The 23914-nt window shown below is 37.2% G+C and carries 26 protein-coding genes; 13 read left to right on the top strand and 13 right to left on the bottom strand.

Annotated elements, in window-relative coordinates; translation table 11 throughout:
• Positions 1 to 4: 4 nt before the first annotated feature.
• Entirely contained in the window at positions 5 to 1651 is a 1647-nt protein-coding gene (nagZ, locus tag OR571_RS01935; protein WP_282241179.1) for a beta-N-acetylhexosaminidase, read from the bottom strand.
• 147 nt (positions 1652 to 1798) lie between these two features.
• Here nagZ and OR571_RS01930 point away from each other — a divergent pair, with 147 nt between their 5' ends.
• Positions 1799 to 2125: a winged helix-turn-helix transcriptional regulator gene (locus tag OR571_RS01930; protein WP_142539335.1), complete on the top strand. Its 327-nt coding sequence runs from the start codon at positions 1799 to 1801 to the stop codon at positions 2123 to 2125.
• Between the two features lies 1 nt (position 2126).
• On the top strand, positions 2127 to 3053 hold the full coding sequence (locus OR571_RS01925; protein ID WP_282241178.1) for a DsbA family protein: 927 nt from the start codon (positions 2127 to 2129) through the stop codon (positions 3051 to 3053).
• Between the two features lie 61 nt (positions 3054 to 3114).
• Here the strand turns inward: OR571_RS01925 and OR571_RS01920 are convergent, their stop codons facing one another.
• Positions 3115 to 3609, bottom strand: coding sequence for a cupin domain-containing protein (locus OR571_RS01920; protein WP_282241177.1), 495 nt, complete (start codon positions 3607 to 3609; stop codon positions 3115 to 3117).
• Complete coding sequence (locus OR571_RS01915) at positions 3609 to 4196, bottom strand: histidine phosphatase family protein (protein ID WP_282241176.1); 588 nt, start codon at positions 4194 to 4196, stop codon at positions 3609 to 3611. The genes OR571_RS01920 and OR571_RS01915 overlap by 1 nt, the downstream gene beginning before the upstream one ends.
• Positions 4197 to 4361: 165 nt before the next feature.
• Between OR571_RS01915 and OR571_RS01910 the strand changes: the two genes are divergently transcribed.
• Positions 4362 to 5120 (top strand): MerR family transcriptional regulator, encoded by a 759-nt coding sequence (locus tag OR571_RS01910; RefSeq protein ID WP_282241175.1) that lies wholly within the window; start codon positions 4362 to 4364, stop codon positions 5118 to 5120.
• A gap of 17 nt (positions 5121 to 5137) precedes the next feature.
• On the opposite strand, the gene OR571_RS01905 is transcribed toward OR571_RS01910, so the two are convergent.
• Genes OR571_RS01905 through OR571_RS01895 form a run of 3 tightly spaced genes read right to left on the bottom strand, consistent with a single transcriptional unit; the run spans position 5138 to position 7673 of the window.
• Positions 5138 to 6868 carry a MutS-related protein gene (locus OR571_RS01905; protein ID WP_282241174.1) on the bottom strand — a complete coding sequence of 577 codons (1731 nt, stop codon included), beginning with the start codon at positions 6866 to 6868 and terminating at the stop codon, positions 5138 to 5140.
• A 39-nt stretch (positions 6869 to 6907) separates the two neighbouring features.
• Complete coding sequence (locus tag OR571_RS01900; RefSeq protein WP_282241173.1) at positions 6908 to 7321, bottom strand: NUDIX hydrolase; 414 nt, start codon at positions 7319 to 7321, stop codon at positions 6908 to 6910.
• Positions 7322 to 7343: 22 nt separating this feature from the next.
• Positions 7344 to 7673, bottom strand: a complete 330-nt coding sequence (locus OR571_RS01895; RefSeq protein WP_282241172.1) for an MGMT family protein — start codon at positions 7671 to 7673, stop codon at positions 7344 to 7346.
• A gap of 768 nt (positions 7674 to 8441) precedes the next feature.
• Between OR571_RS01895 and OR571_RS01890 the strand changes: the two genes are divergently transcribed.
• On the top strand, positions 8442 to 8765 hold the full coding sequence (locus tag OR571_RS01890) for a PadR family transcriptional regulator (RefSeq protein ID WP_282241171.1): 324 nt from the start codon (positions 8442 to 8444) through the stop codon (positions 8763 to 8765).
• Positions 8758 to 9789 (top strand): DUF4097 family beta strand repeat-containing protein, encoded by a 1032-nt coding sequence (locus OR571_RS01885; protein WP_282241170.1) that lies wholly within the window; start codon positions 8758 to 8760, stop codon positions 9787 to 9789. The genes OR571_RS01890 and OR571_RS01885 overlap by 8 nt, the downstream gene beginning before the upstream one ends.
• A 65-nt stretch (positions 9790 to 9854) precedes the next feature.
• On the opposite strand, the gene OR571_RS01880 is transcribed toward OR571_RS01885, so the two are convergent.
• Positions 9855 to 10706 carry a GNAT family N-acetyltransferase gene (locus tag OR571_RS01880; RefSeq protein ID WP_282241169.1) on the bottom strand — a complete coding sequence of 284 codons (852 nt, stop codon included), beginning with the start codon at positions 10704 to 10706 and terminating at the stop codon, positions 9855 to 9857.
• Positions 10707 to 10775: 69 nt separating this feature from the next.
• On the opposite strand from OR571_RS01880, the gene aroD reads away from it, so the two are divergent.
• Positions 10776 to 11528: a type I 3-dehydroquinate dehydratase gene (gene aroD / locus OR571_RS01875; RefSeq protein ID WP_282241168.1), complete on the top strand. Its 753-nt coding sequence runs from the start codon at positions 10776 to 10778 to the stop codon at positions 11526 to 11528.
• A gap of 129 nt (positions 11529 to 11657) precedes the next feature.
• Here the strand turns inward: aroD and OR571_RS01870 are convergent, their stop codons facing one another.
• Genes OR571_RS01870 through OR571_RS01860 form a run of 3 tightly spaced genes read right to left on the bottom strand, consistent with a single transcriptional unit; the run spans position 11658 to position 13177 of the window.
• The gene (locus OR571_RS01870) at positions 11658 to 12071 is read right to left on the bottom strand and encodes a GNAT family N-acetyltransferase (protein WP_282241489.1); all 414 of its coding nucleotides are present in this window, start codon (positions 12069 to 12071) and stop codon (positions 11658 to 11660) included.
• A 34-nt stretch (positions 12072 to 12105) separates the two neighbouring features.
• The gene (locus tag OR571_RS01865) at positions 12106 to 12612 is read right to left on the bottom strand and encodes a methylated-DNA--[protein]-cysteine S-methyltransferase (protein WP_282241167.1); all 507 of its coding nucleotides are present in this window, start codon (positions 12610 to 12612) and stop codon (positions 12106 to 12108) included.
• Positions 12605 to 13177, bottom strand: coding sequence for a bifunctional transcriptional activator/DNA repair enzyme AdaA (locus OR571_RS01860; protein ID WP_282241488.1), 573 nt, complete (start codon positions 13175 to 13177; stop codon positions 12605 to 12607). The genes OR571_RS01865 and OR571_RS01860 overlap by 8 nt, the downstream gene beginning before the upstream one ends.
• Before the next feature lie 104 nt (positions 13178 to 13281).
• Here OR571_RS01860 and OR571_RS01855 point away from each other — a divergent pair, with 104 nt between their 5' ends.
• Entirely contained in the window at positions 13282 to 14196 is a 915-nt protein-coding gene (locus OR571_RS01855) for a DNA-3-methyladenine glycosylase 2 (protein WP_282241166.1), read from the top strand.
• A 53-nt stretch (positions 14197 to 14249) separates the two neighbouring features.
• Here the strand turns inward: OR571_RS01855 and OR571_RS01850 are convergent, their stop codons facing one another.
• Positions 14250 to 15677 (bottom strand): stalk domain-containing protein, encoded by a 1428-nt coding sequence (locus OR571_RS01850; protein ID WP_282241165.1) that lies wholly within the window; start codon positions 15675 to 15677, stop codon positions 14250 to 14252.
• Positions 15678 to 15812: 135 nt separating this feature from the next.
• Here OR571_RS01850 and OR571_RS01845 point away from each other — a divergent pair, with 135 nt between their 5' ends.
• From OR571_RS01845 to asnB, 4 genes are all read left to right on the top strand, one after another.
• Complete coding sequence (locus OR571_RS01845; protein WP_282241164.1) at positions 15813 to 16712, top strand: ABC transporter ATP-binding protein; 900 nt, start codon at positions 15813 to 15815, stop codon at positions 16710 to 16712.
• Positions 16705 to 17562 carry an ABC transporter permease gene (locus OR571_RS01840; protein WP_282241163.1) on the top strand — a complete coding sequence of 286 codons (858 nt, stop codon included), beginning with the start codon at positions 16705 to 16707 and terminating at the stop codon, positions 17560 to 17562. The genes OR571_RS01845 and OR571_RS01840 overlap by 8 nt, the downstream gene beginning before the upstream one ends.
• Complete coding sequence (locus OR571_RS01835; RefSeq protein WP_348775011.1) at positions 17520 to 17942, top strand: ABC transporter permease; 423 nt, start codon at positions 17520 to 17522, stop codon at positions 17940 to 17942. The genes OR571_RS01840 and OR571_RS01835 overlap by 43 nt, the downstream gene beginning before the upstream one ends.
• A gap of 295 nt (positions 17943 to 18237) precedes the next feature.
• A complete protein-coding gene (asnB, locus tag OR571_RS01830; protein ID WP_282241162.1) occupies positions 18238 to 20082 on the top strand; it encodes an asparagine synthase (glutamine-hydrolyzing) in 1845 nt (614 codons plus the stop codon).
• Positions 20083 to 20199: 117 nt separating this feature from the next.
• Here the strand turns inward: asnB and OR571_RS01825 are convergent, their stop codons facing one another.
• On the bottom strand, positions 20200 to 21327 hold the full coding sequence (locus tag OR571_RS01825) for an N-acetyldiaminopimelate deacetylase (protein WP_282241161.1): 1128 nt from the start codon (positions 21325 to 21327) through the stop codon (positions 20200 to 20202).
• 10 nt (positions 21328 to 21337) lie between these two features.
• The gene (dapD, locus tag OR571_RS01820; protein WP_282241160.1) at positions 21338 to 22051 is read right to left on the bottom strand and encodes a 2,3,4,5-tetrahydropyridine-2,6-dicarboxylate N-acetyltransferase; all 714 of its coding nucleotides are present in this window, start codon (positions 22049 to 22051) and stop codon (positions 21338 to 21340) included.
• A 197-nt stretch (positions 22052 to 22248) separates the two neighbouring features.
• Here dapD and OR571_RS01815 point away from each other — a divergent pair, with 197 nt between their 5' ends.
• On the top strand, positions 22249 to 23061 hold the full coding sequence (locus tag OR571_RS01815) for an ATP-binding cassette domain-containing protein (protein WP_282241159.1): 813 nt from the start codon (positions 22249 to 22251) through the stop codon (positions 23059 to 23061).
• A 161-nt stretch (positions 23062 to 23222) separates the two neighbouring features.
• Positions 23223 to 23735, top strand: coding sequence for a hypothetical protein (locus OR571_RS01810; protein WP_282241158.1), 513 nt, complete (start codon positions 23223 to 23225; stop codon positions 23733 to 23735).
• Positions 23736 to 23914 lie beyond the last annotated feature (179 nt).

Raw genomic sequence — 23914 nt, 5'->3', positions numbered from 1 at the left:
CTCCTTATTTTATCGATAATTGTTCTACAGCTTCATTAAGCTGCTGTATGTTGACTGCTGTTACTTCCTTATTAGCTAATTTATAGTTTTCTTTTAGTGCAAGAATGCGGTGTACACTTTCATTTATTCTTTCCTCTGAAATCTCTCCGTCTTTTACTGATTCTTCAATTGCATTTATCGCTTTTAGAACATTTTTATAATCATGTGCAATTAACACAATATCGTTTCCAGCTGTTACTGCTCGGACAGCCGCTTCACCAATTTCATAGTTGTGGGTGATTGCGTTCATCGTCATATCATCCGTCATAATAACGCCTTCAAAGTGTAACTGTTCTCTTAGTAGTGTAGTAATAATTTCATACGACAAAGATGAAGGAAACGCTGGATCAAGTTTAGGCATTAAAATATGAGCAACCATTATGACATCCGCCCCTTCTTCCATTGCTCGTTTAAACGGGATCAATTCAAGTTTCTGCAAATCCTCCAAACTTTTTTCAATAATCGGTAGTTCTAGATGGGAGTCCACATCCGTATCTCCATGCCCTGGAAAATGCTTTACAACAGAGATAACATTTTGACTTTGAATCCCTTTCATCGTCTCAACTCCAAGCTCGCTGACAAGATCCACATCATTCCCAAATGAACGATCACCAATCACTGGATTTTTAGGATTACTATTCACATCCAATACAGGCGCAAAATCAAGATTAAAACCAAATGCGTTCAATTCTTCACCTAAGTGGGTACCTATTTTATAAGAATAGGAAGGATTATTTAGTTTCCCAATATCCTTATTGGTCGGTAACTTGCTCAGTCCTGGTAATCGCGAAATTCTACCCCCTTCTTGATCGACGCCTAAAAATAATGGGAACTTTTCATCTTCACTTTCTTTTTTGATTGCGTTTAATAATGCAACTGTTCCCTGTACATCTTTTAAATTATTTTTGAAAAAAATGAGACCACCTACTTTGTCTGTAGAAACTAATTGCTTTGTCTCTTCAGAAAGGCCCGTTCCTTTTACTCCCGCAAAAATCATTTGCCCTATTTTTTCTCGTAAAGTCATCTCACCTATCAAGGGATTAACTTGTTCCGTAACTTCTACAAGATCTGTAACAACAGATATATGATCGACCTTTGGATTAGCTTCATTTTCTGTTGGTTTTTGAATGATCCACTTAAGTTGGTAATTAGATTTCACTTCATACACGAGTATTAGTTGGCCCAACTCATCATATTTTATTGCATCCTCTTCCCCTTTTACCTTTTCAATATCCTTTAAGCTTATTTGCTGGATAGCTTCGGAGTTAGTTCTTATATCAAATACGATATCGGACTGGTGACCAATCGTTGCTTTTTTAGAAGGATATTCTTCATATATAGCTGTAGAAAGCTCACTTTTACTCGCAGATTCACCCCATAACTCATACACTTCCTGTATACCCGTTTCTCCTGCGATAAACGGTACATCTAATACTTGACCTTTTGAAGCAAGCTCAAAGACAAGTTCAACAAGTGATTCTGCCTCTGGTAGAGTTCCTTCTTCCTTAGGCTGTACATCTTTATCTATCGTTTCGTTTTTATCTTCCATCACCATCACAATAACCGAGATAATAATAAATAATAAGAAAATGATTGCAACTTTTTTAGTCATTCAAGAACCCTCCTTCCTATTGGTTTTCCCTTCTTTCCCAATTCTATAGTTCTTTCCCTTTATACCTTTTTTATTTTAAATATATTTTTTATACTTGATATATTTTTTATACCAATTATAATGAAATAGAAAAGAGGAATGAATAAAATGAAAATTTGTCCATATTTAGAATCATCTTTTGAAATACTTGGCCGCCGCTGGAACGGTTTAATTATTCATTATTTATTTAACTGTCCCAATTATTGTGCCCATTTCTCAGATATGAAAAAGGATTTAAATGACATCACACCTCGTGCATTGTCACTTAAGTTAACAGAACTCGCAGAACATGGGTTAGTGGAGAAAAAAACGATGGTGGAGCCATCTGTCCAAATTTCTTACCATTTATCAGTGGCCGGAAAGGAACTTGCAGAAGCACTCAAACCGGTACACGCATGGGCAAAACAACATATTACACTAGAAAAGGAGAAATAACATGACGAACAATAATTCAATGATGTGTGATTTAGAAACAGGTATTTGTGGACCAGCAGGAGAAGGAAATTCCGAAATGGAGCTAATCGATTTAACAGCTCCAACTAAAAAAATCGATCTTTATTATGTAACCGATCCGATTTGCTCGCATTGCTGGGCATTAGAACCGACATTACGTAAATTTTTGGAAGAGTACGGTCAGTATGTCAATCTGCATACATTAATGGGTGGTTTACTTGAAAAATGGGACGGATTTGCCGATGTATCTAATGGAATTTCCGGACCTGGGGACGTAGCAGGGCACTGGCGAGAAGTAGGTGACCATACACGCATGCCAATCGATGGTAGTTTCTGGTTCGAGGATCCAGTTACTTCATCTTATATCCCATCCCGTGTATATAAAGTGGTACAACAAAAAGATGCCAGCTTGGCTCCTGTATTTTTAAGAAAAGCAAGAGAAGCCGTTTTCCCATTCAATAAAAATATTAGTAGCGACCAATTATTAATAGAAATTGTTAACAGCATCGGGTTAAACGGGGAAGAAATCGTAAAAGAATCACATCTGCCAGCTGCACAAGAAAGTTTGCAAGAAGATTTCATCATGGCAGGTAGACTGGGAGTTCGTGGCTTCCCAACAATTATTTTCTTAAACGAAGAACAAAAAGGAGTAAAAGTTGTAGGAGCTCGCCCATATGATAATTACGTGCAGGCATTAAAGCAAATACTTCCAGAAGAAAATATACAACCAAAAACGGTCGATGCATTACAACATATTCTACAAAAAGAAGGGCTATTATTCTCTCGTGAAATCGAAGATCTTTATAATGTAGCACCACAAGATGTGGCAGCTTTCGTGGAAAAAGAATTGGCTGCGGATAGCTATGTCGTAGAAGAAGTACTTGGAGAAAAATATATTAAACTGAATTAGTAAAAGTAAAATGCCGTTGGGGTACAATCGCACTCCAACGGTATTTTCATAAGTCATCATTTTATAATTTCTCATAAGCCATCTTTCGAATAATCTGCTCATGTTTCGGATATTTTGCTAGTAATTCACTTTGCGTAAAAAGCTCAAAATCTTCAAAATCAAAACCAGGAGACACCATACATCCAACGAGCGAAAACGATCCATTAGCCACAACTGATGATCCAAATATAGAATTTCGAGGAACAAGCACTTGAGGAGATTCTCCATTTTCAATATCTAGACCTAGCTTATGCTCTACATAATTCCCTTCTTCATCAATCACATGTACAATTAGCGAACTCCCACCATGGAAGTACCATAATTCATCTGATTTCAGTCGGTGAAAATGTGATACATCGCCTTCCCCTAATAAAAAATAAATACTCGTGTACTGTTTTCGCGTCTTTCCAAAAACATTGTATGTCTCTTCAGAAGCATACGTACTTTTATAGTAGCCACCTTCCGGATGGGCTTCTAAACCTAGATGTTGTATATAATAATCTGCGTTTTTGTGCATTAGACTTCTCTCGTTTCTAAGTGTTTTGTACAGTTAAATAGATGACATAAGTTTTTACTATCTTGAAGCTCTACTACGGTAACAGAAGTGTTGCCTATATCGTTTTCAAAATCTCCATGGGGAACTAACACTTTTAGAAGCCTTCCTATAAACCCACCGTGACTCACGACTAAAACTCGTTTACCAGGATGTGCTTCTTTCACGTCTTCAATAAAGGACATTCCTCTAGAAATAATCGTTTCCTCTGGTTCAAAACCCATATCTTGCTTTCTCCATTCTAAACCCCACTTCGCTACACGTTCCGCTTCCGTAGTACCTTCAATGATTCCTCCACCTATCTCACCTAAACGCTTATCTATATAAAATGGAAGTGTTGCCTGCTTTTCTGCAATAATTTCTGCCGTTCTTTTTGCACGAATTAAAGGACTTGTATAAATGATATCCCATTCTTCATGTTCCATTCTATTAGCAACACGTTCAGCCATTTGGATACCTTCTTCATCAAGCGGCACATCTGTACTTCCTTGAGCTCGTCCTTCTTTATTCCATGCTGTTACACCATGTCTTATAAAACCGATTGTTGTCATTTTCTAATCCCCTTTGCTTTTTCTTTAACTCTCTACTGAAATTTACTATGAAAACAATCTGTCGGCAACATTTTAAAAAGATTGATTGAATTGGTCTTTTTTAAATTTCGACTTGACCTTCACGCAACGTCAAGGTTTAGACTGTAGATATTAGGAGGTGATGATATGGAATATACCGTACAAAAGCTTGGTCAACTAGCTGGAATAAGCACACGGACACTTCGCTACTATGATGAAATCGGCCTACTAAAACCCGCACGTATCAATTCATCAGGGTATCGCATTTACGGTTCTGCAGAGGTAGATCGACTGCAGCAAATTTTGTTTTACCGAGAGCTTGGGGTTAATTTGGATAGCATTAAAGAAATAATGACTTCAGAAGACTTCGACGGGGCAACTGCTTTAAAGGAGCATCGAGAAAAACTACTGGAAAAAAGAGCGCAATTAGATTTATTAATCGAGAATGTGGATAAATCCATACAACTAACAGAAAGGAAGATAATCATGACGGACAAAGAAAAATTTGAAGGCTTTAAACAAAAGCTTGTGGATGATAACGAGCAAAAATATGGCAAAGAAATTCGCGAAAAATATGGCGAGGATACTGTGAATAAATCAAATGCTAAAGTAAAAGGAATGACACAAGCACAGTATGAAGAAGTGACAAAGTTAGAACAACAACTAGCTTTAAGTCTAAAAGCAGCTATGGCAACAGGTGATCCAGCAGGAGAACTTGCACAAAAGACAGCAGATTTGCACCGACAATGGCTGAGCTTTTATTGGGATCAGTATACGAAAGATGCCCATGCTGGTGTCGCACAAATGTATGTGGATGATGAACGATTTACTGCTTACTACGATAAGATACAGCCTGGTGCAGCAGTGTTTTTGAGAGATGCTGTGCATATTTACACAAAAAGCTAAAAGGCGAGTTATGCCTTTTAGTTTTTTGTGTGTATAAAATTATTCTCGATTAATCTTAGTTTCTTAGAATTTACAATCTGTTCACTGATAACGTCCCATTCTCTCTTTTCCACAAAACTTTCAGCTAGTTCATTTGCCTTTTCTGTAATAGTTTGTGGATAACCAAGTACTTCTAGAAGTTTAATGGCATTCCTTGTGTTGGAGGGACCCGGATGAATGGTATAGTCAAATCGTACTTCTCCATTTTCGATGGATTCTCTAAAATGATAATTTGCATACACTTGACTCGCAATTTCTGTTAATTCTATATCATGGGATGCAATAATATTCATTCCTTTATTCGAAGAAAGCCATTCCATCATAGCTGCAGAGGCTGCGATTCTTTCCACTGTATTCGTTCCTTTTAGAATTTCATCCACAAATGATATGCATGGTTTACCTTCTTCTATTAATCGCACAATACGTTTAAGTGATTTAATTTCTGCTATGAAATAACTATCCCCATCTAACACATTGTCTTGAATGGCCATGGATGTTGCGATATAACTTGGTTTCATGATCCACTTTTCTGCTAGTACCGTGTTAATCGTTTGTGCAAGAATCGCATTAATCGCGATTGCTTTAATGTAAGTAGATTTCCCAGAAGCATTTGATCCAGTTACAAGCGTACTTTTACCAAGTGCCGATGTGTTTGTTACCGGGTTGTGGATAAGTGGATGTGCCATGTTCTCGAATAATAATTCTTCTTTATCTACGAATTTAGGTGTGCAATATGTACCAAGCGATTTTCGGTAAAATGCTACCGCGATTGCAGCATCCAGTTTACCAATCAGTTGCCATACTTCATGATATTCCTTTTGATGGTCTGAAATCGTTTTGACAATTTTGTTATAGGAAATAAAATCGAGCAAAAATAATATTCGAATATACTCGAAAATAACATCGAATTCTCCTCCACCTTTGTTCCCAAGGGAAGAAATATTACTGAGAAACAAAACCTTTTTTAACGGTTTCATATTGTCCTTAAATCTATTTACGTAAGAATTAAATTCTGACTGATTAACAGAAGAAAAACGTTTTCCGGTATGAATGATGGAAGCAATATAGGTAACGGATACCAAATCGTACTCCAACATACTTTTATTTCGGTAATAAATGATGGTATTGATTAAAAAGGACGCTAGCAAACAAAAAAGTCCCCATTTCAAATTGAAAAATAGTAAAGCAATAGAAGCTATCGGCAAAAAAGCAAGAAGATAGTAGACGAATCCATTCCTTACTTTCTTACTATTTATGTCATAAAAAAACGAGGTAGAATTCGTAAAATCCCGTTTCCCAAGTCCAGAAAGTAAAAGAAGGATTTTTTCCCTTAATCCCTGGTTGCTAGCAACTAATGTGTATAGATGCTCATCTTCTTCTTTCTTTTCAAGTGATGGTTTGATTTCACGTAGCTGATTAAATAAATATTCCGAGCCCACAGTGGTTTGTGTGTAATTGAGCTTTTGGAAAACCTTATCCATCGATAAATCATTCCATGTTAATTGGTCTACCCCATCGTAACTTGCTTTGCTATTCTTTTTGTTTAACCAGTAGGACGAAATGGATTCTGTTGCTTCATTTTGTCTAATAAACTTCCCCGTATCCCATTCTTCTCGATACCTTTTCAGTTTTTTCCTATCTCTTGTTAAAAAATAGTTAACTACGAAGAAGAGTACTACCGCTACTAAAACGATTAAAAGATTTGGCATCTTTATCACCTCTTTTATCTATACGTTTTTATGAAACTACTAGTTTCTATTTTTTAAAACTTGCTCAAGTATGTGGATATCTTCTGGATAAGCTAATGGAAGTTCTGCAATCTCCTCCAAGGACTTCCAAGCGATTTCATGGATGAATTCATCTGGATCTTGAAGCGTTATTTCCCCACTTACTATACTTACTAAAAAATATTCTACATGATAAGAAATTCCATGTTCGCTGATGACGCCACTTTTCGTATGTATATTTTCAGTAGTACCAACTGTAAAACCAGTTTCTTCTGAGAACTCTCTTATACAGCATTGTTCAAATGTTTCTCCTTCTTCTACTGTCCCCGATGGAACGGTCCATTTCTTTTCTTCATCTGGAGCTGCTTGAAGAACCATTAATATTTCCTTATTGTCATTTATACAAATACCTGCTGCACCTTGCCATTTGAACATTTTCTTTTCCTCTTTTCTTTCATCAAATTAAATCTACATCATTAATTTCAGGTACATGTCTTGATTTTTTTAGATCCACAAGTCCATTCGAGCGAAAGAAAACGCCTTCTGCTTCTAACATAGCACGTTGTGAATAGGCAATCTCTTCATCCGGAATGACGATTTCTCCTTTAATATTGATTACTCGATGCCATGGTAGGTTGTGTTTTGCACTCATCGTGTGGAGTATTCTAACGACCTGTCTTGCCCCTCTTGGGCTTCCAGCTTCTTTTGCAATTTGACCATATGTCATTACTTTTCCTTGTGGTATTGCTTGTATAATTTCCATAACTCTTTCTGTAAAAGGGTTCATTATTTCTCATCCTTTCATTACTTTGATTATAACTGATTCAGAGCTACCGATGATTATAACTTTTCCAACTAATGTAATGCATTTATTTTAGTGTCTAATTAGTCAACTTCTTATTAGCTTTCCGTCACTCTAAAGGGATAATGCGTCGTAAAGAGATCCTAAGATGTCCGCCATGATTTCCGCTCCAGGCGGACGCTTTCCGTGGGGCGAGCGGTGAGCCTCCTCCTCCGCTAACGCTACGTGCGGGGTCTCACCTGCCTCGCTAATCCCACAGGAGTGGCCACCTTGCTCTTCAATCAATCGAACTTGCTAATAATTGCTAAAGTATGTCTCATTCAATTATTCATAGGTTTTCCCTATAGAATACAATATAGTACGAAATCTAGTACATCATTTCTTAGTAATTAGCAAACTCTACTGGATTGTAGCGAAAGGGTGGCGACTCCAGCATGAAAAGCAAGAGCTGAAAGCTCCGCAGGAGCGTGAGCGACGTGGAGATTGAAGCCGTGCCCGCGGAAAGCGTCTACCCTGTAGCGAAAATCCCAGCGGACACATAATAGCTCTGTCTTAAGACGCATTATCCCTACATAGCGAATTGAAATATTAAACTGCAATCAATCGTCATTTTTACTTTAGGAAACAAGATAAATAATTACCGCTCCTAAATTAATAATATTTTATTCAGTACCTTGCATAAGATAATACCGTGTGATATATTGTTCTCAAAGGTACTATTTATTGAACAGTAGTGAAAGGAGTGAATTAGAAGTGAATATTCAATTTAAAAAAGGTGTGCTTAATCTTTGCGTACTTGTATTACTAGATAAACAAGATCGATATGGTTATGAGCTTGTCCAAAAAATATCCGACCAAATTTCCATTTCGGAAGGCTCTGTTTATCCTTTATTAAGACGCCTAACGAAGGAAGGATATTTCACCACTTATTTGCAGGAATCAACAGAAGGTCCGCCGCGTAAATACTACAAGCTAACAGAACTTGGTAGAACATACCTACATGAGCAATTGAACGAATGGAAAAACTTCACAAACGGTGTCAATAATCTAATCGAAGAGGGTGCAAGAAATGACTGAACAACAGTTTTTAATTGAATTAGAACTTGCGTTGGTGGGACTTTCAGCTGAAGAACGAAACGATATTCTTTCAGATATAAGAGAGTATTTTATAAACGGGCGCGAGGATGGAAAAACGGATAGCGACATTGCTGCATCACTCGGTTCTCCGAAAGAGATTGCACAAGAATTAGTGGAGTTTCCGATTCAAGAGAAAATGACGACTGAAAATAAAGTAACAAGAATTCCACAATCGAACTTTTCCAACGTTACGATGAAAATTGACTACGGCTCTCTAAATGTATTTCCTTCTGATACAGATGAAACGATTATTGAGCTAGTAGGAGAAAATGAAAAGCTCATACTAACTGCAGAAGTCTTGAACGATACTTTATCAATTCAATTAAAACCAAAAAAATTCCAGTTTTTCAGCTTTATCTTCCTTATTAAAGAGATGAAAGTAAATGTGGCCCTACCTAAAAAACTGTACACAACAATCACCATGAAAACTGACAATGGTCGTATTCGAGCAGAAAAACTGCTTGGTAAAGCGATTAAAGCTACATCCGATAATGGCAGCATTGGTTTAAAAGAATTTGCCGCTACAGTTTTAGAAGTAGAAACAGATAATGGACGTATTGAAATTGATAAAATACAGGTCGATAAGCTTTCCACTCAAACAGATAACGGACGAATTGAATTACGCAATGTAGATGCAGAAAAAGTTATTACAGAAACAGATAACGGGCGTATCATCATGGATTATGTAAACGGACATATTATTGGTAAAACAGACAATGGACGTATTACACTTCTAACATCAACTCTTGACCGCATGATTCAATTAGAAACAGATAATGGTAGCATCTTAGTGGAAACAGAGAACAAGCCAACTGATGTATCGATACACGCTAAAACAGATCACGGGCGAGTTAGTGTATTTGGTGAAAAGAATTCTCGTACGGTGTTTGGGAATGGAGCAAATACAGTTCGACTTTCTTCTGATAATGGGAAAATTACTGTCGCGAATAAAAGTATGATTTGAAAAAATAGCTCTTTGCTCTAGCAAAGGGCTATTTCAAGTTTCCTCCAAAATTCAGGGTGTATTTTTTATTGTGGTTCAAATCCCAGATGCACAGAATCTATCAATTTTTTATAGCCAATCTCTTGATAAATCTTGTTCGACGTTGGATTCAGCATATCTGTGTAGAGCACGCAAAATTGAAATTCTTTTAGTAGTTCCTTGCTTCCGGCTGCTACCATTGTCCGGGCATATCCTTTTTTCCGCTCCTCTTTTGGTGTGAATACGAGAGAAACGGTGACACCATTTGCAGTTGGTCTTGCTTTTTTCATCATAGATACAATTTGTCCTTCATTTTCCCATAAGAATACTTCCTTTGCGTCTAGCATCACTTTTACGCGTTTTTTTATTTCCACTGGTGCAGTTTTTGGAAGTTTTGTATCCTCTTCGAATTGGCCATACCATTTTTCAATAAGCAGTGCGTCTTCATTTGTCGCGTAACGCCATGTACCTGGGCTCGTTTCAAGCGATTCATCTATTTGGTCTAAACGGTAAAGTCCTTGATCCATTAAAACGGAAAAGCTTTCTCCTGTTTTTTCTTTCCAACTTTGCACAAAAGCATATGCCCATTCTTTTACACTAATAATAGAGTTGATAGAAATAGATTGCCGGATTAGCTCATCAATACTAAGATCGATACATTCTTTCATTCGATTTTCATTGATGAAAATGATATTGATTGGATGTGGCGGAGTCATCTGGAAAATAGCCAGTAATTCGCCTTCTTCTTCAATCGTGGCCATGTATGGATCCTCGTATTTTCCTTCTTTTATCGCTTGTAGTACTCCTAGAAATAAGCTGAACTTATCTTCGTTTTTTTCTAAAAAAGGGTTGGCTACTCTTGCAAAATCTTGTGCATTTTCATATCTCTGAAATTTCAACTTACTCTCCTCCTCTTCACCTTTGTATGTTAATATAACGTAAAATACGATTGAAGGGGAGACTATTTTATGAAAATTGTTTCTATTCGAGATACTCATATCGGTGAAGGTGTTCCGAAAATTATTGTGCCACTTATGGGAAGAAATGAAGAACAGCTTCTTTTAGAAATAAAAACGATCAAGCAAGCAGCCCCAGATATTGTGGAATGGCGCGCGGACATGCTAGAGGAAATTGAAAATTTAGAGGTAGTGATAAAGACAGCTTCCACTATTCGCGATGCATTATTCCCTATTCCCCTTTTATTCACCTTTAGAAGTCATCGGGAAGGTGGAAATAAAATAATAGAAGATGCTTATTATAAAGAGCTTCTTGAAAATGTTATTCGAACAAAAGCAATCGATTTAATAGATGTAGAACTATTTTCTTCTAATGTAAGTGAAATCGTGAAAGCAGCCTATGCTAATAATATTTATGTCGTAATGTCCAATCATGACTTCGAAAAAACCCCAGCTAAAGAAGAAATAGTATGGCGTCTTCGAAGAATGCAAGAGCTCGGTGCGCATATCCCGAAAATTGCCGTGATGCCTAAGATTCCAACGGATGTTCTAACTTTACTCGATGCCACCTACACAATGAAAACACTCCATGCAGATCGGCCAATTATTACGATGTCCATGGCTTCTACAGGAGTCGTCAGTCGAATAGCAGGACAAGTCTTTGGCTCTGACGCAACATTTGGTTCTGGATTGGAAGCATCCGCTCCCGGTCAAATACCCGCTGAGGAGTTAAGAAAAATGATAGAGGTTTTACATACCAATTAATTGATTAAAGAAGAGATTGTCCAAACTTGGAGACAGATTGTCCAGGTTTTCGTGGAGATTGTCCAACTCTTTTAAGCGATTGTCCAGTTCAATGAAAATACCAAGGAAAGCTTGATTTCCTTGGTATTTTTATAGCTGCTGCGCCAGTCGGATCATATCGACACAAACTATTCCGTTTTCTACAATCTCTTCATCGTAATGTATTTTGAAAAAGTCTCTATCCACACCGGTGATTCTAAATCCACATTTTTGATACAATGCAAGCTGACCAATGCTTGAGTTGCCTGTCCCTACTTCGATTATTTTATAACCATATTGCTTTGCTTTTTGAATGGCATCTCGTACAAGTGTCTTGCCGATTCCTTGCCCGTGATAATGTTCTGCAACTGCAATATTTACAAGCTCTACTGTGTCAGGCCTTGTTGGTAGTAGGACATACACGCCTACTGTTTCTTCATTGATCTGCGCAATATAGCATTCTCCCCTTCCTACATACTGCTTTACAAGTTTTTCAGAAGGGTCTGCGAGGAGCAATAAATCCATTGGATACGCTTCTTTGATTAGCTTCGTTATCAATTTATCTTTCTCCCATTTCTAATGTTAATAGTTTTTCTTTCATTTCTAGTCCCCCACGGTAACCGGTTAACGCACCGCTCTTTGCTACTACACGGTGACATGGAATGGTGATAAGTATAGGATTTGCACCGATCGCAGCTCCAACCGCTCGAACGGCTGCTGGATTATTTATGAGTTCCGCAATTTGGGAATAAGATTTCTTTTCACCGTATGGTATTTTCGTAAGTGCATCCCATATGGCTAATTGGAATGCTGTCCCTTTTAAATCGACTGGCATTGCAAATTCACGGCGACTACCATCAAGATACTCTTTCAATTCGTTCATATAGGGAGTTAAAGCTTTTTCGTCCTCCACTAATTCCAATTTTGGAGAACGCTTTGCCAACCACGCTTCCATTTCTTCATAAGGTTTACCTTGCGAACCTATGTAGCTTAATCCATTTTCTGTTGCAGCCATATAAAGTCTCCATTCGTTATGAATGAAAAGTGTCCAATATATTTTATTCATTGGGAGAACTCTCCTTTTTTCTGTATTGAAACGGCGTTAATCCAGTTACCTTTTTAAAAACTGTGATGAAGTAAGGTATATTTGACATACCAATGGCCCCACTTATTTCCACCAGTGGCTTGTTTGTAGTAACCAGATATTCTTTTGCTTTATTTATCCGAATCTGTTGCATGTACTCCATAGGCGATATACCTAAAACTTTCTTAAACGTTCTTTGCAGATGATAGGGACTTCCATGACCTATATCTGCTAGTGTATGCAGTGTGAGCGACTCGTTATAGTGATTATCTATATATGCTTTAATTTGTGTGATCCATTCTTCGTCAGGTAATCGTAATCCAGTTGGTTTACATCGTTTACATGGTCGAAACCCCTCCTGTAACGCTTCCTTCACTTCCGAATAAATTCGGACATTTTCTTTTTTGGGCGGTCGTGATTTACAAGAAGGTCTACAAAATATTCCAGTAGATTTTACGGCGTAATAAAACAAACCATCATAGTTTTTATCGTTTTGAATGATTGCTTGCCATTGTTCATTGTTCACTGTGCCACCCCTCCCTTTTATTTAAGTATACTTTTATTTACAAATTAATTGCAGTTTTTGAAACGTAATAGCAAGATAACGAAGTTTTTTATGTTTATAATAAAGAAACAAAGGGGTGTTGGCGCATGTTATGGGAAGAAAAAGAGGAAGTAATTTTATTAAATACTCCCGCAGAGTTTAGTTTTATGCAAAATCTTAACTACCTCTCTCGCTCTACAAATGAATGCCTATTTCGAATTCATGATAATAAAATAAGAAAAGCTATTACTATCGATGAATATATAATACTAGTAGAGATTGGGGAACAGGCTGAACATACATTACTCATTGAGTTTTTAGGTAATACAAGACCCTCAAGCAAGAGAGTTCGTGAGCAAGTTGTCGCATACATCATTGAATGGTTTGATCTAGAAACAAATATAAGCCCCTTTTATGAGATAGCCACGAAGGATTCAATGCTTAACCAAGCAGTTTTACAATTTAGAGGATTACGTATCATGGGTATTCCAGATTTGTTTGAAGCAATAGCTTGGGGGGTGTTAGGTCAACAGATTAATTTGACTTATGCATACACACTGAAAAGACGCCTCGTTGAAAAGTTTGGGCATTCAATGGAATTTGAGGGCGAAATGTACTGGCTATTTCCGACAGCGCGGGATCTTGCGAAGCTTACTGTAGAAGAATTAGTAGAATTAAAAATGACCGTAAAAAAATGTGAATATTTAATAGACGTAGCTACTCAAATAGACAGAGAATTACTTACGAAAGAAATGTTGTTAGAAACAAATGATGTGAAAAAAGCAGAAAAAATATTAACGAAAATACGAGGAATCGGACCATGGACAGCCAACTATGTATTAATGCGCTGTTTAAGATTTCCGGATGCCTTTCCGATAGATGATGTGGGTCTCCATAATGCAATCAAGCATGTGATCGGTTCGGATCAAAAGCCTACAAAGGATGTAATACAACAATTAGCATTACCTTGGAAAGGCTGGGAAGCGTATGCGACTTTCTATTTATGGAGATTTTTATATTGAAATAAAACGCCCCTTTTATAAAAAGGGGCGCTCCGTTGAAGTTAAATGACAATTTAAGGATTCAACACTTCTAAAATGTCTTCTGATACATAGGTTTTATCGTTTTTTAATACTGGGTTTTCTGCAAATTGTCGTAAACTACGATTATAGCTGTACGTTTTATCACCGACTGTAATGATTAGGGAACTATTCCCTAGTTTTAAGAAAGTGCCATAACGCTTTGAATAAGTTAGCACTTCATAGCCAAGTTGCTCTGCTACTTTTTGCAATGGAATCATTTTTGTTCCATTTTGTATAAAATTGTCGTTTTCAATAATAGTTTGAATTTCTTTCATTTCTGGTGAAAGACTATTGATTGCAATAATTTTAGTTGGTGGCGTTTGTGCTGGAATACTCATTGTTGTAATTGTATAAAATACAACTAGCTCTTTTCCCTTTAAATCAGCTTGTTCAATTTCCTCGCCTTTTTCATTAACTAAAATTGTTTCTTCTCCAATGTTTAGCTTTAGTTCGTTATCTAAACTTAAAAACTCATCGTCAAACTTAGATACTTTGACAGAACCCATCTTATCTTCGTCATGGACAATTACTAACTCCGGAGTAATTTGTGCAGGATAAATTAATATCATTGGCTTGTTTTTATCATAGTATGCGTCTATGCGTTGCCCTTTTTGAAATGATTCTTTTTGAACTGCTTTTGTTGTTCCGCTGTTAAATGCGAGTGTTTCGTTATTGATTGTGAAAATAGTCGTTTGTGGTTCTTTTTCTTCCGTTTCTACTGTGAGCGTTACTTTCCCATCTTTTGAAGCCACATCTTTTATCTTCCCAGAGGATTTCATGAAATTCGTTGTGTCCTGTGTTGAAAGATCGCCAATTGCTATGATCTTACTTGGTGTCGTTTGAGCAGGAATACTTCTAGTTGAAATCGTATAAAAAACAACTAGCTCTTTTCCATTTAAATCGGCTTGTTCAAGCTCCTCGCCTTTTTCATTTACTAAAAGTGTTTCTTCTCCAATGTTTAACTTTAGTTCATTATCTAAACTTAAAAACTCATCATCAAACTTAGATACTTTAACAGAACCCATCTTTTCATCGTCATGGACAATTACTAGTTCTGGCGATATTTGTGCTGGATATATCATAATCATTGGCTTGTTTTTATCATAGTATGCGTCTATGCGTTGCCCCTTTTGGAATGCTTCTTTTTGAATTGCTTTTGTTGTTCCGCTGTTAAATGCAAGTGTCTCGTTATTGATTGTGAAAATGGTCGTTTGTGGTTCTTTTTCTTCTGTTTCCACTGTCAGTGTTACTACGTCATTCTTCGTTTCAATTTCTTTGATTACTCCAGTAGACATCATAAAGTTAGATGTGTCATTTTGCTCCACCGTCGTTTCTTCCTCACTTTGCGCGTTTGCAATAGGCTGTTGAAAAACAAATCCTGCCACAAGGATCGCTGCTGCAAATATACCTAGTTTTTTCATCGTCTCGCTCCTTTTCTTTCCATTCATTTCATTGGATTTGACGACCAACCAAGGAAAACGTTACAAAAAAATGAAACATTCTTTTATCCTTTACGTATATGGTAAATAGAAAGAATACTAGATAGGAGCATGCATATGACATTATCTATTAACCAAGTAACAAAGAGATACCAAAACTTTGTAGCCGTCGATAATCTAACCTTTACAATTGAAAAAGGGGAGATTTTTGGATTGATTGGACAAAACGGTGCTGGAAAAACAACGACGTTTCGTATGATTCTTGACCTTCAAGAAACAACAGAAGGAACGATTATGTGGAACGGAACACCAATTAATTCGATTAATCGAGACCTTTTAGGTTATTTACCAGAGGAACGAGGGATTTTTCCTTCTATGACGGTCGAAGATCAGCTTTATTTCTTTGGAGAGCTTAGAGGAAAGAATCGTAAAGAATTGCGTAAAGAAGTCGAGTATTGGATTGAACGTTTCGAATTAGAGGACAAACGAAAATCGAAAGCAGAAACGTTATCAAAAGGAAACCAACAAAAAGTACAGTTAATAGCAAGCTTTATACACCAACCAGAGTTCCTAATTTTAGATGAACCATTTAGCGGATTAGATCCGGTAAATAAAGATCTTTTAAAAAGCGCTATTTTACATTTAAAGAATAATGGTACGACCATCCTGTTCTCCAGTCACCAAATGGATAATGTAGAAGAGCTTTGTGATCATCTATGCCTGTTAAAACGAGGAGTTTCTTTATTTTCTGGTAGTTTATTAGACTTGAAGAAGCAATATGGAAAAACAAAATTGACGATTCGTACGGATGTACCAAAAGAAGTACTTGGAAAGTTAGATGGTGTGAAAGATATTCAGGTTGGAAAAGACCAATTCATCTTAACATTAGAAGATGAATCACATGCACAATCTATTTTTGACTTTGTATCGAACGGCAAATATATTGAGAAGTTCAGTTTAGATTATTTAACGTTAGATGAAATCTTCAAAGATAAGGTTGGTGGACCGAATGTCTAAGTTTTGGTTGCTTGTAAAGCAATTATATACGCAAAAAGTAAAAGCCAAATCTTTTATTTTTTCAATCGTCCTTTATGTTGCCGTCATTAGTGGTGTCATGTTCTGGTCAGATATTAAAGAAGCTTTTTTCCAGAGCGAACCTTTGCAAGTCGCTATTTTGAACGAAACAGAGGCGGAAATGGAAAGCTTTTTTAAATCAACAAGTGATATCGAGTTTTCGTTTCCTAAAGAAGAAACTGCAAAAGTGGAGCAGCAAGTGATCGACAGTGAATACGATGCAGCTGTCTTTGTGAAAGATCAAGACAACTCTTTAGCAGCGGAAATTGCAACGTTCGAACCACTTACTTTTAATGATCAACAAAGCATTTCCTCTACCTTGCAATACGCTGGAAAAATATATGAAGTACAACAATTAAATTTAACAGCCGAGCAAGCGGAAAAAATTCTTGAATCCGAAACGATTATCTCTGCCAAAAATTTAAATATCGAGTCAGCATCAGGTAAAAGTGAGGACGAAAAAGCGGCTGGTATCGGAGCTTCTTTCTTAGTGGGCTTCCTTATCTATTCGTTCGTAATGTCATTTTTATCGATGATTACAACAGATGTTGCATCTGAAAAAGGTTCGCGTGTTCTAGAAGTGTTGCTTGCAAGCATTAAGCCATCTACTCACTTCATGGCAAAGCTTACAGGAACATTTTTACTTGCTTTAACTCAAATTGGCGCACTTTTAGTTGTGCAAGGCTTGTTATTTATGTTGATCGACGGTGGCTCGAAATGGGATATGGTCGTAGATATTGCAAATGAGTTATCCTTAGCTATATTGGATACGCTGTTTCATTTCTCCTATTAACGATTATTTTATACTTAATATTAGGAGCTCTCCTTGGTTCCCTTGTTTCTAAAGTGGAAGAATCTAGTCAAGCAATGATGCCAGCGATGATGATTGGAATTATCGGTTTTTATGTGTTAATTTCTGGTATGGCTAGTCCAGATACAATGCTTATAAAAGTATTTTCCTACATTCCGTTCACATCAGGAATGGTTATGCCACTTCGAATTGGAGCAACTGATATTAGCTCGATTGAACCAATTATAGCAATGCTCGTATTAATAGGAACCGTTATACTTATGTTCCTAGTAAGCCTATCATTCTATAAACGAAGTGTATTAACGTATAGCTCAGGTGGGATTATCCAAAAAATTAAAACCGTACTCAAAGTAACTACTTAATAATACTTACAAGTCCTTTTAAAACCATTGTGAAAGTGGAAACTTTTACGATGGTTTTTTACGTTTGTTATAAAGTGAAACTTCAATCAGTCGGGGGTCTTCATCCCCCGCTGATAGTTGAATCAATCGGGCTTTTACGGGCAGTTGGTCTCCCACTTATCTTTTCGCTTTTCTAAAATCTTGAAGTGGGAGTCTTACTGCCCGTTAATGCGGGATAAAGTGCTTTAATCATTCACAGGCACAAATTTGGTAGTTTCTTGCATAAAATAGGTCATGAAAGAAAGGATGCGGTTATATGTGCGGGATTACAGGTTGGATTCATTTTAAGAGGGATTTGCGAAACAAGGAATTAATCGTTGAAAAGATGACAGGGACACTTAGTAAAAGAGGACCTGATGATTATAATATTTGGGGTACAACTCATGCATTACTGGGGCACCGCCGATTAACAGTGGTTGATCCTATTGGTGGAAAACAGCCCATGGTTAAAACCTATGAGTCTAATCGATATACGCTTTGTTATAACGGCGAATTGTACAATACAGAAGACCTTCGGAAGGAACTATTGAAGCGAGGACATTCTTTTTCCGGGCATTCTGATACGGAAGTGTTATTAACCTCTTATATCGAATGGAAAGAAAATTGTGTAGATCATTTCAATGGTATTTTCGCTTTTGCCATTTGGGATGAACAAGAGCAAAAGGTTTTTATCGCAAGAGATTGTCTTGGGGTTAAACCACTTTTTTATGCAGAAAGAGCTGAAGGCTTTCTTTTCGGTTCCGAATTAAAAGCACTTCTTGCACATCCAGATGTATCTCCAATCATTAATCGAGAAGGGTTAGCAGAAATAATAGGGTTAGGCCCCTCTCGTACTCCTGGTTCTGGAGTTTATAAAGGAATCCATGAATTACGCCCTGCACATGCACTCACCTTTTCTCGAAACGGGCTTCACATTTGGCGCTATTGGAATGTCCAAAGTGCAGTGCATACCGATTCATTAGATGAAACTGCAGAAAAAGTTCGAGATTTAGTTACCGACGCGGTAGAACGACAGCTCGTATCGGATGTTCCCCTTTGCACATTTCTTTCAGGTGGCTTAGATTCCAGCGTCATTACGGCTATTGCTTCGAGTGCTTTTGCTCGTGATGCAAAAGGAAAGCTCCACACATTCTCCATCGACTATGAAAACAATAGTAAACACTTCAAGGGAAATACCTTTCAACCATCAGACGATCAGCCTTGGATTCGAAAAGTATCCAGTACTTTGAATACAAATCACCATCACTCCGTTATTAGTCAAAAGGAATTGGCGGAATACTTAACGGAAGCTGTCCATGTACGCGATCTTCCTGGAATGGCCGATATCGACTCTTCCCTACTTTGGTTTTGTCGGGAAATAAAACGAGACTTTACAGTAGGATTGTCGGGCGAATGTGCCGATGAAATTTTCGGAGGTTATCCTTGGTTTCATCAAGTCGCAAATGCAGAAAAAGGATTTCCTTGGATTCGCTCTACCAATGAGCGATATAATTTACTAAACGATAGCTGGAAGAAAAAACTTACGATTAGTGAATATGTTCAACACGCATACGATACAACAATTGCTGAAACACCTCGTTTAGATGGAGAAGCTCCTATTGAATCCAAACGACGCGAGCTATTTTATCTGAATATGACTTGGTTTATGACGACCTTATTGGAACGAAAAGACCGTATGAGTATGGGTGCCAGCCTAGAAGTAAGGGTACCATTTGCGGATCATCGATTAGTCGAGTATGCATGGAATATTCCGTGGGATTTTAAAATGGTCGGTAATCAAGAAAAAGGAATTTTAAGAAAAGCATTTCAAGGAAATCTCCCATATGACGTGCTTTACAGGAAAAAAAGTCCTTATCCAAAAACTCATAATCCTGTTTACAGTGAGCTTGTCGGGAACATGCTTAAAGATCAATTACAGGATAAAAATTCAATTCTTCATGAGCTATTCCATGCGAATCGTCTTTCCGATCTAATCGAATCTAATGGGGATGCCTTTAAGGTTCCTTGGTTTGGTCAATTAATGTCTGGACCTCAATTATTAGCTTATTTAGTACAATTGCATATTTGGTTTAAAGATTACAATGTGCAGCTTGTGGATTAAATAAAAAAGAATAGCGAACACTCTTGGTAAACTTTTTATCATTCTCTAAAGAATTGTCTTGTTAAGGCTTATTCTGACAAAAGAAGGAGCTACCTTTATATAAGGTGGCTCCACTTTTCATTTATTTGAAAGCGCTCGAAAATAGGAATCTATAAATGGAACAAGATAATCAATGACCGCTTCATTTGGATTCAGTTTTGCATGATGCAATCCAAATGGTGATTCTACTCCTGCCCAAAATAAAACACCTGGGATTTCTTGTAGAAAGTAACCGAAATCCTCTCCAGTCATAGCAGCATCACAAACGATTGTAGTAGTCATAGGATCTTGCTTAGCGAATGATATAAAATCATTTGCTAAGGTCTCGTCGTTTTTCACTTGATAATAGGATGAACCATAATCGATTCGAATGACGCAATCAAACGCTATTTCTGCAGCTTGGCAGAAGGATTCTATTTTTTGTTTAATAGTCGTCATTGTAGCTGCATCCATCGTTCGAATCGTTCCTTCTAATCGTGCTTGACCAGAGATGATATTCTGAACAGTACCAGAAGACATCTTCCCGATAGTTAAAACTGCAGGATCCATCGGGTTAACGGATCTACTTACAATCGTTTGAAGTTGTAGTAACAATGTAGCGGCGGCAATGGACATATCCTTTGCTTGATGTGGAAAAGCTGCGTGCCCCTCCTTCCCAACTAAATCGATAAATAGTTCGGAAGTGTTAGCAAAAAGCAGACCCGGGCGAGTAGCCACTGTACCCACTGGATATTCTGGCGCTATATGAAATGCATAAATTTGCTCGGGTACAAGCTCTGGATATTCCTTTTTCAACCATTCTCTCATCGGTAAGGCCCCACCTGGACCTTCTTCGGCTGGTTGAAAAATAATAACTGCGTGATCATTTATCGGGTCATCCACAAGCTTTCTTAGCAAACCTAAAGCGACCGTCATATGCACATCATGTCCACATGCATGCATCTTTTCCTTATGCTCCGATTGAAATGGTAGATCTGTAGCCTCCGTTATTGGCAATCCATCGATGTCTGTACGCCAGCCGACGGTCTTTTTTCCCTGCATACCTTTAATCTTTACAACAATGCCAGTTTTCCACTGAATGATTGTTAACCTTTCCTGTGGAAGTGCCGAAATTTGTTCTAATAGATAGTTTTGCGTTTTTACTTCTTGGAAACCAAGCTCCGGAATACGGTGTAAATCACGTCGAATTTCAATTAAGGTTTTCATCTGATCCCTCTTATAGTTGACGTAGTTCTTGCATAATTTCTGTTTTAGAACGCGTTTGATCATCGATTTCTTTTATAACTCTTGCTGGCGTTCCAGCAACTACTGAATATGGAGGAACATCCTTCGTTACGACTGCTCCCGCTGCTACAACAGCTCCTTTTCCTACTCTGCAGCCTTCTAAGACAACTGCATTGGCGCCTATTAATACATCATCCTCTACAATAACTGGAGTCGCAGAAGGTGGTTCAATTACACCTGCAAGCACCGCTCCTGCTCCAATATGACAGTTCTTCCCGACTGTTGCACGTCCACCAAGAATCGCTCCCATATCAATCATCGAGCCTTCCCCGATTACCGCTCCTATGTTAATAACGGCTCCTAGCATAATAATAGCATTATCTCCAATACTTACTTGATCGCGAATAATAGCACCTGGTTCGATACGCGCATTGATGCCCTTTAAATCTAATAGAGGGATGGCAGAATTTCTGCTATCATTTTCTACAACGATATCTTCTATTAGGTCTGCATAATCATTAAGCGCTACTTCAATCTCAGCCCATTCTCCAAACAATACGAGTGAGTTACCTTCTCCAAATACCTTTGTATTTTCTCCAAAAGAAAGTTTGTCGATATCTTTCCCTTTTACATATACCTTTACCTGTGTCGACTTTTTTGAATTTTGTATGTACGAAATAATTTCATACGCATCTAATTGTTGCATTTTCCATACCTCCTTAAAAACATGTTGTAATTGTACAGGAATTTTCATAAAATTTCACGAAATTAAATACATTTTTTGATATTTAATTGAAGAAAAATACATCACAAAATAGAAAAGTCGATATTAGCAGGATAACTTATTGAATTATCAAAGTAGACTGAAACATGTTAAACTATATACGAAGCGGAGGTGGTTTAGTGGGAAAAGTCATTTTAAAAGCATTGGATTTAAAGAAAGAAATTGATGGGAAAGAGATTTTACAGCATGTCTCCTTTCAAATTGAGGAACATGCATCGATTGCGATTCGAGGATCAAATGGCTCCGGTAAAAGCACCTTATTGAAGCTACTTGCAGGGATTTATGACCCAACAAGCGGAAAGTTAGTACGAAATGCAAAAAGAATCGGGTATGTCCCTGAACATTTTCCAGAAAACCTTCGATTCAAACTAAAGGAATATTTAACATTAGTAGCGACCTTCCAAGGTATGACTAAGAAGGATATAGAAGCAGAGCTATCTGAATATATCGGTTTGTTTGAAATAGAGTCTTTTACAAACACCCCCCTAAAAAAATGTTCAAAGGGTACAAAACAAAAAGTAGGCATCCTTCAAGCACTTCTTATCAAACCTGACATTCTTTTGTTAGATGAACCTTTAACTGGTTTAGACACGAGCTCCCAACAAAACCTTATGGCTATGTTAGAAAAACTAAAAACAAAAATGACCATTATTTTTACAACCCATGAAGACCTGTTAGTAGAGAACATTGCAGATCAAATATTTTATGTAAAAGATGGACGCGTGTTAGTTCAGACAGAAAATAAAAGCTCCCAACGTGTAATAAAAGTGAGATTTCCAAACAAAAACGTATTGTTAGGACTTGAATTTAACGAATTGCATATGGAGGAGGACATAGCTATCATCACCATATCTAGAGACAAAAGTGATGATCTGTTGAGAAAGCTTTTAAATAACAATTGTTCTGTGCTTGATGTCAGGGAAAGGATTTAACGATGCAGGGATTTATAAAATACCAATTCAAAAGCTATATACGCTCCTTCAAAATAATTCCCCCAGCTGCAACCTTTTTAATATGGATAGTTGTCTTATATCATTATAGTGGAGTGGAAATATTAAGCAGTTACGCCGTTTCAAGTATTGTCTTGTATATCGTGACAACATGGATAGCAATGAACTTATTTTCTATTGAAGAGGAAGCAGAAAAAAATATGCTGTTTGTTCAAGTCGGGAAAGTTAATTATTTACTCGGCAAATGGATGATTAGCTTTCTTATTGCGCTAGCGTTGACATTGTTTTCGATTTTCTATCCTTTACTATTGGGCAGCTTCAAAGAAGCAGTTCAACCAATACATTTGGGGCTCTCCATTTTCATACATCTTTTATTTGCTATATTCGGTATTTTAGTTGGTTCTTTCTCATCCATCACTTCCTTTATCCCAAAGAGATATACTTGGCTTTCTGCAGTTCTTATTATTGCAATTACCCTTTCTTACGAGGGCATAGTGGAAAAGCTGTCATTCTTAAAGTGGCTATTATTAATCTTTCCTCCAGTAGTAAATGTTATTAATTTTTTTGAACCGGACGACTTAAATTATTTTGGAAAAGAATTTTGGATTTTTTCATCATTGCTATCATATACTCAATTATCGCCTTTTCTGCATTAGTGAAATTGTTTTTAAAAAAAGAAAGTTAGAATATGCTATAATGAAGACAACTATTTTTGAGAGGATGATGGGTGGACAATGGATATTTAATCTTATTTCTTACGTAGAGGTTTAACAAAATAAACACTACAAAATCGGAAATAGGATTAGTCTGCCCATTTTTCAATCAAATACGAAAG

This window comes from Psychrobacillus sp. NEAU-3TGS, from assembly GCF_029955155.1.
GTDB lineage: Bacteria > Bacillota > Bacilli > Bacillales_A > Planococcaceae > Psychrobacillus.
Note: the sequence above shows the minus strand (reverse complement) of the source record. Positions and strands in the feature narration are given on the sequence as shown.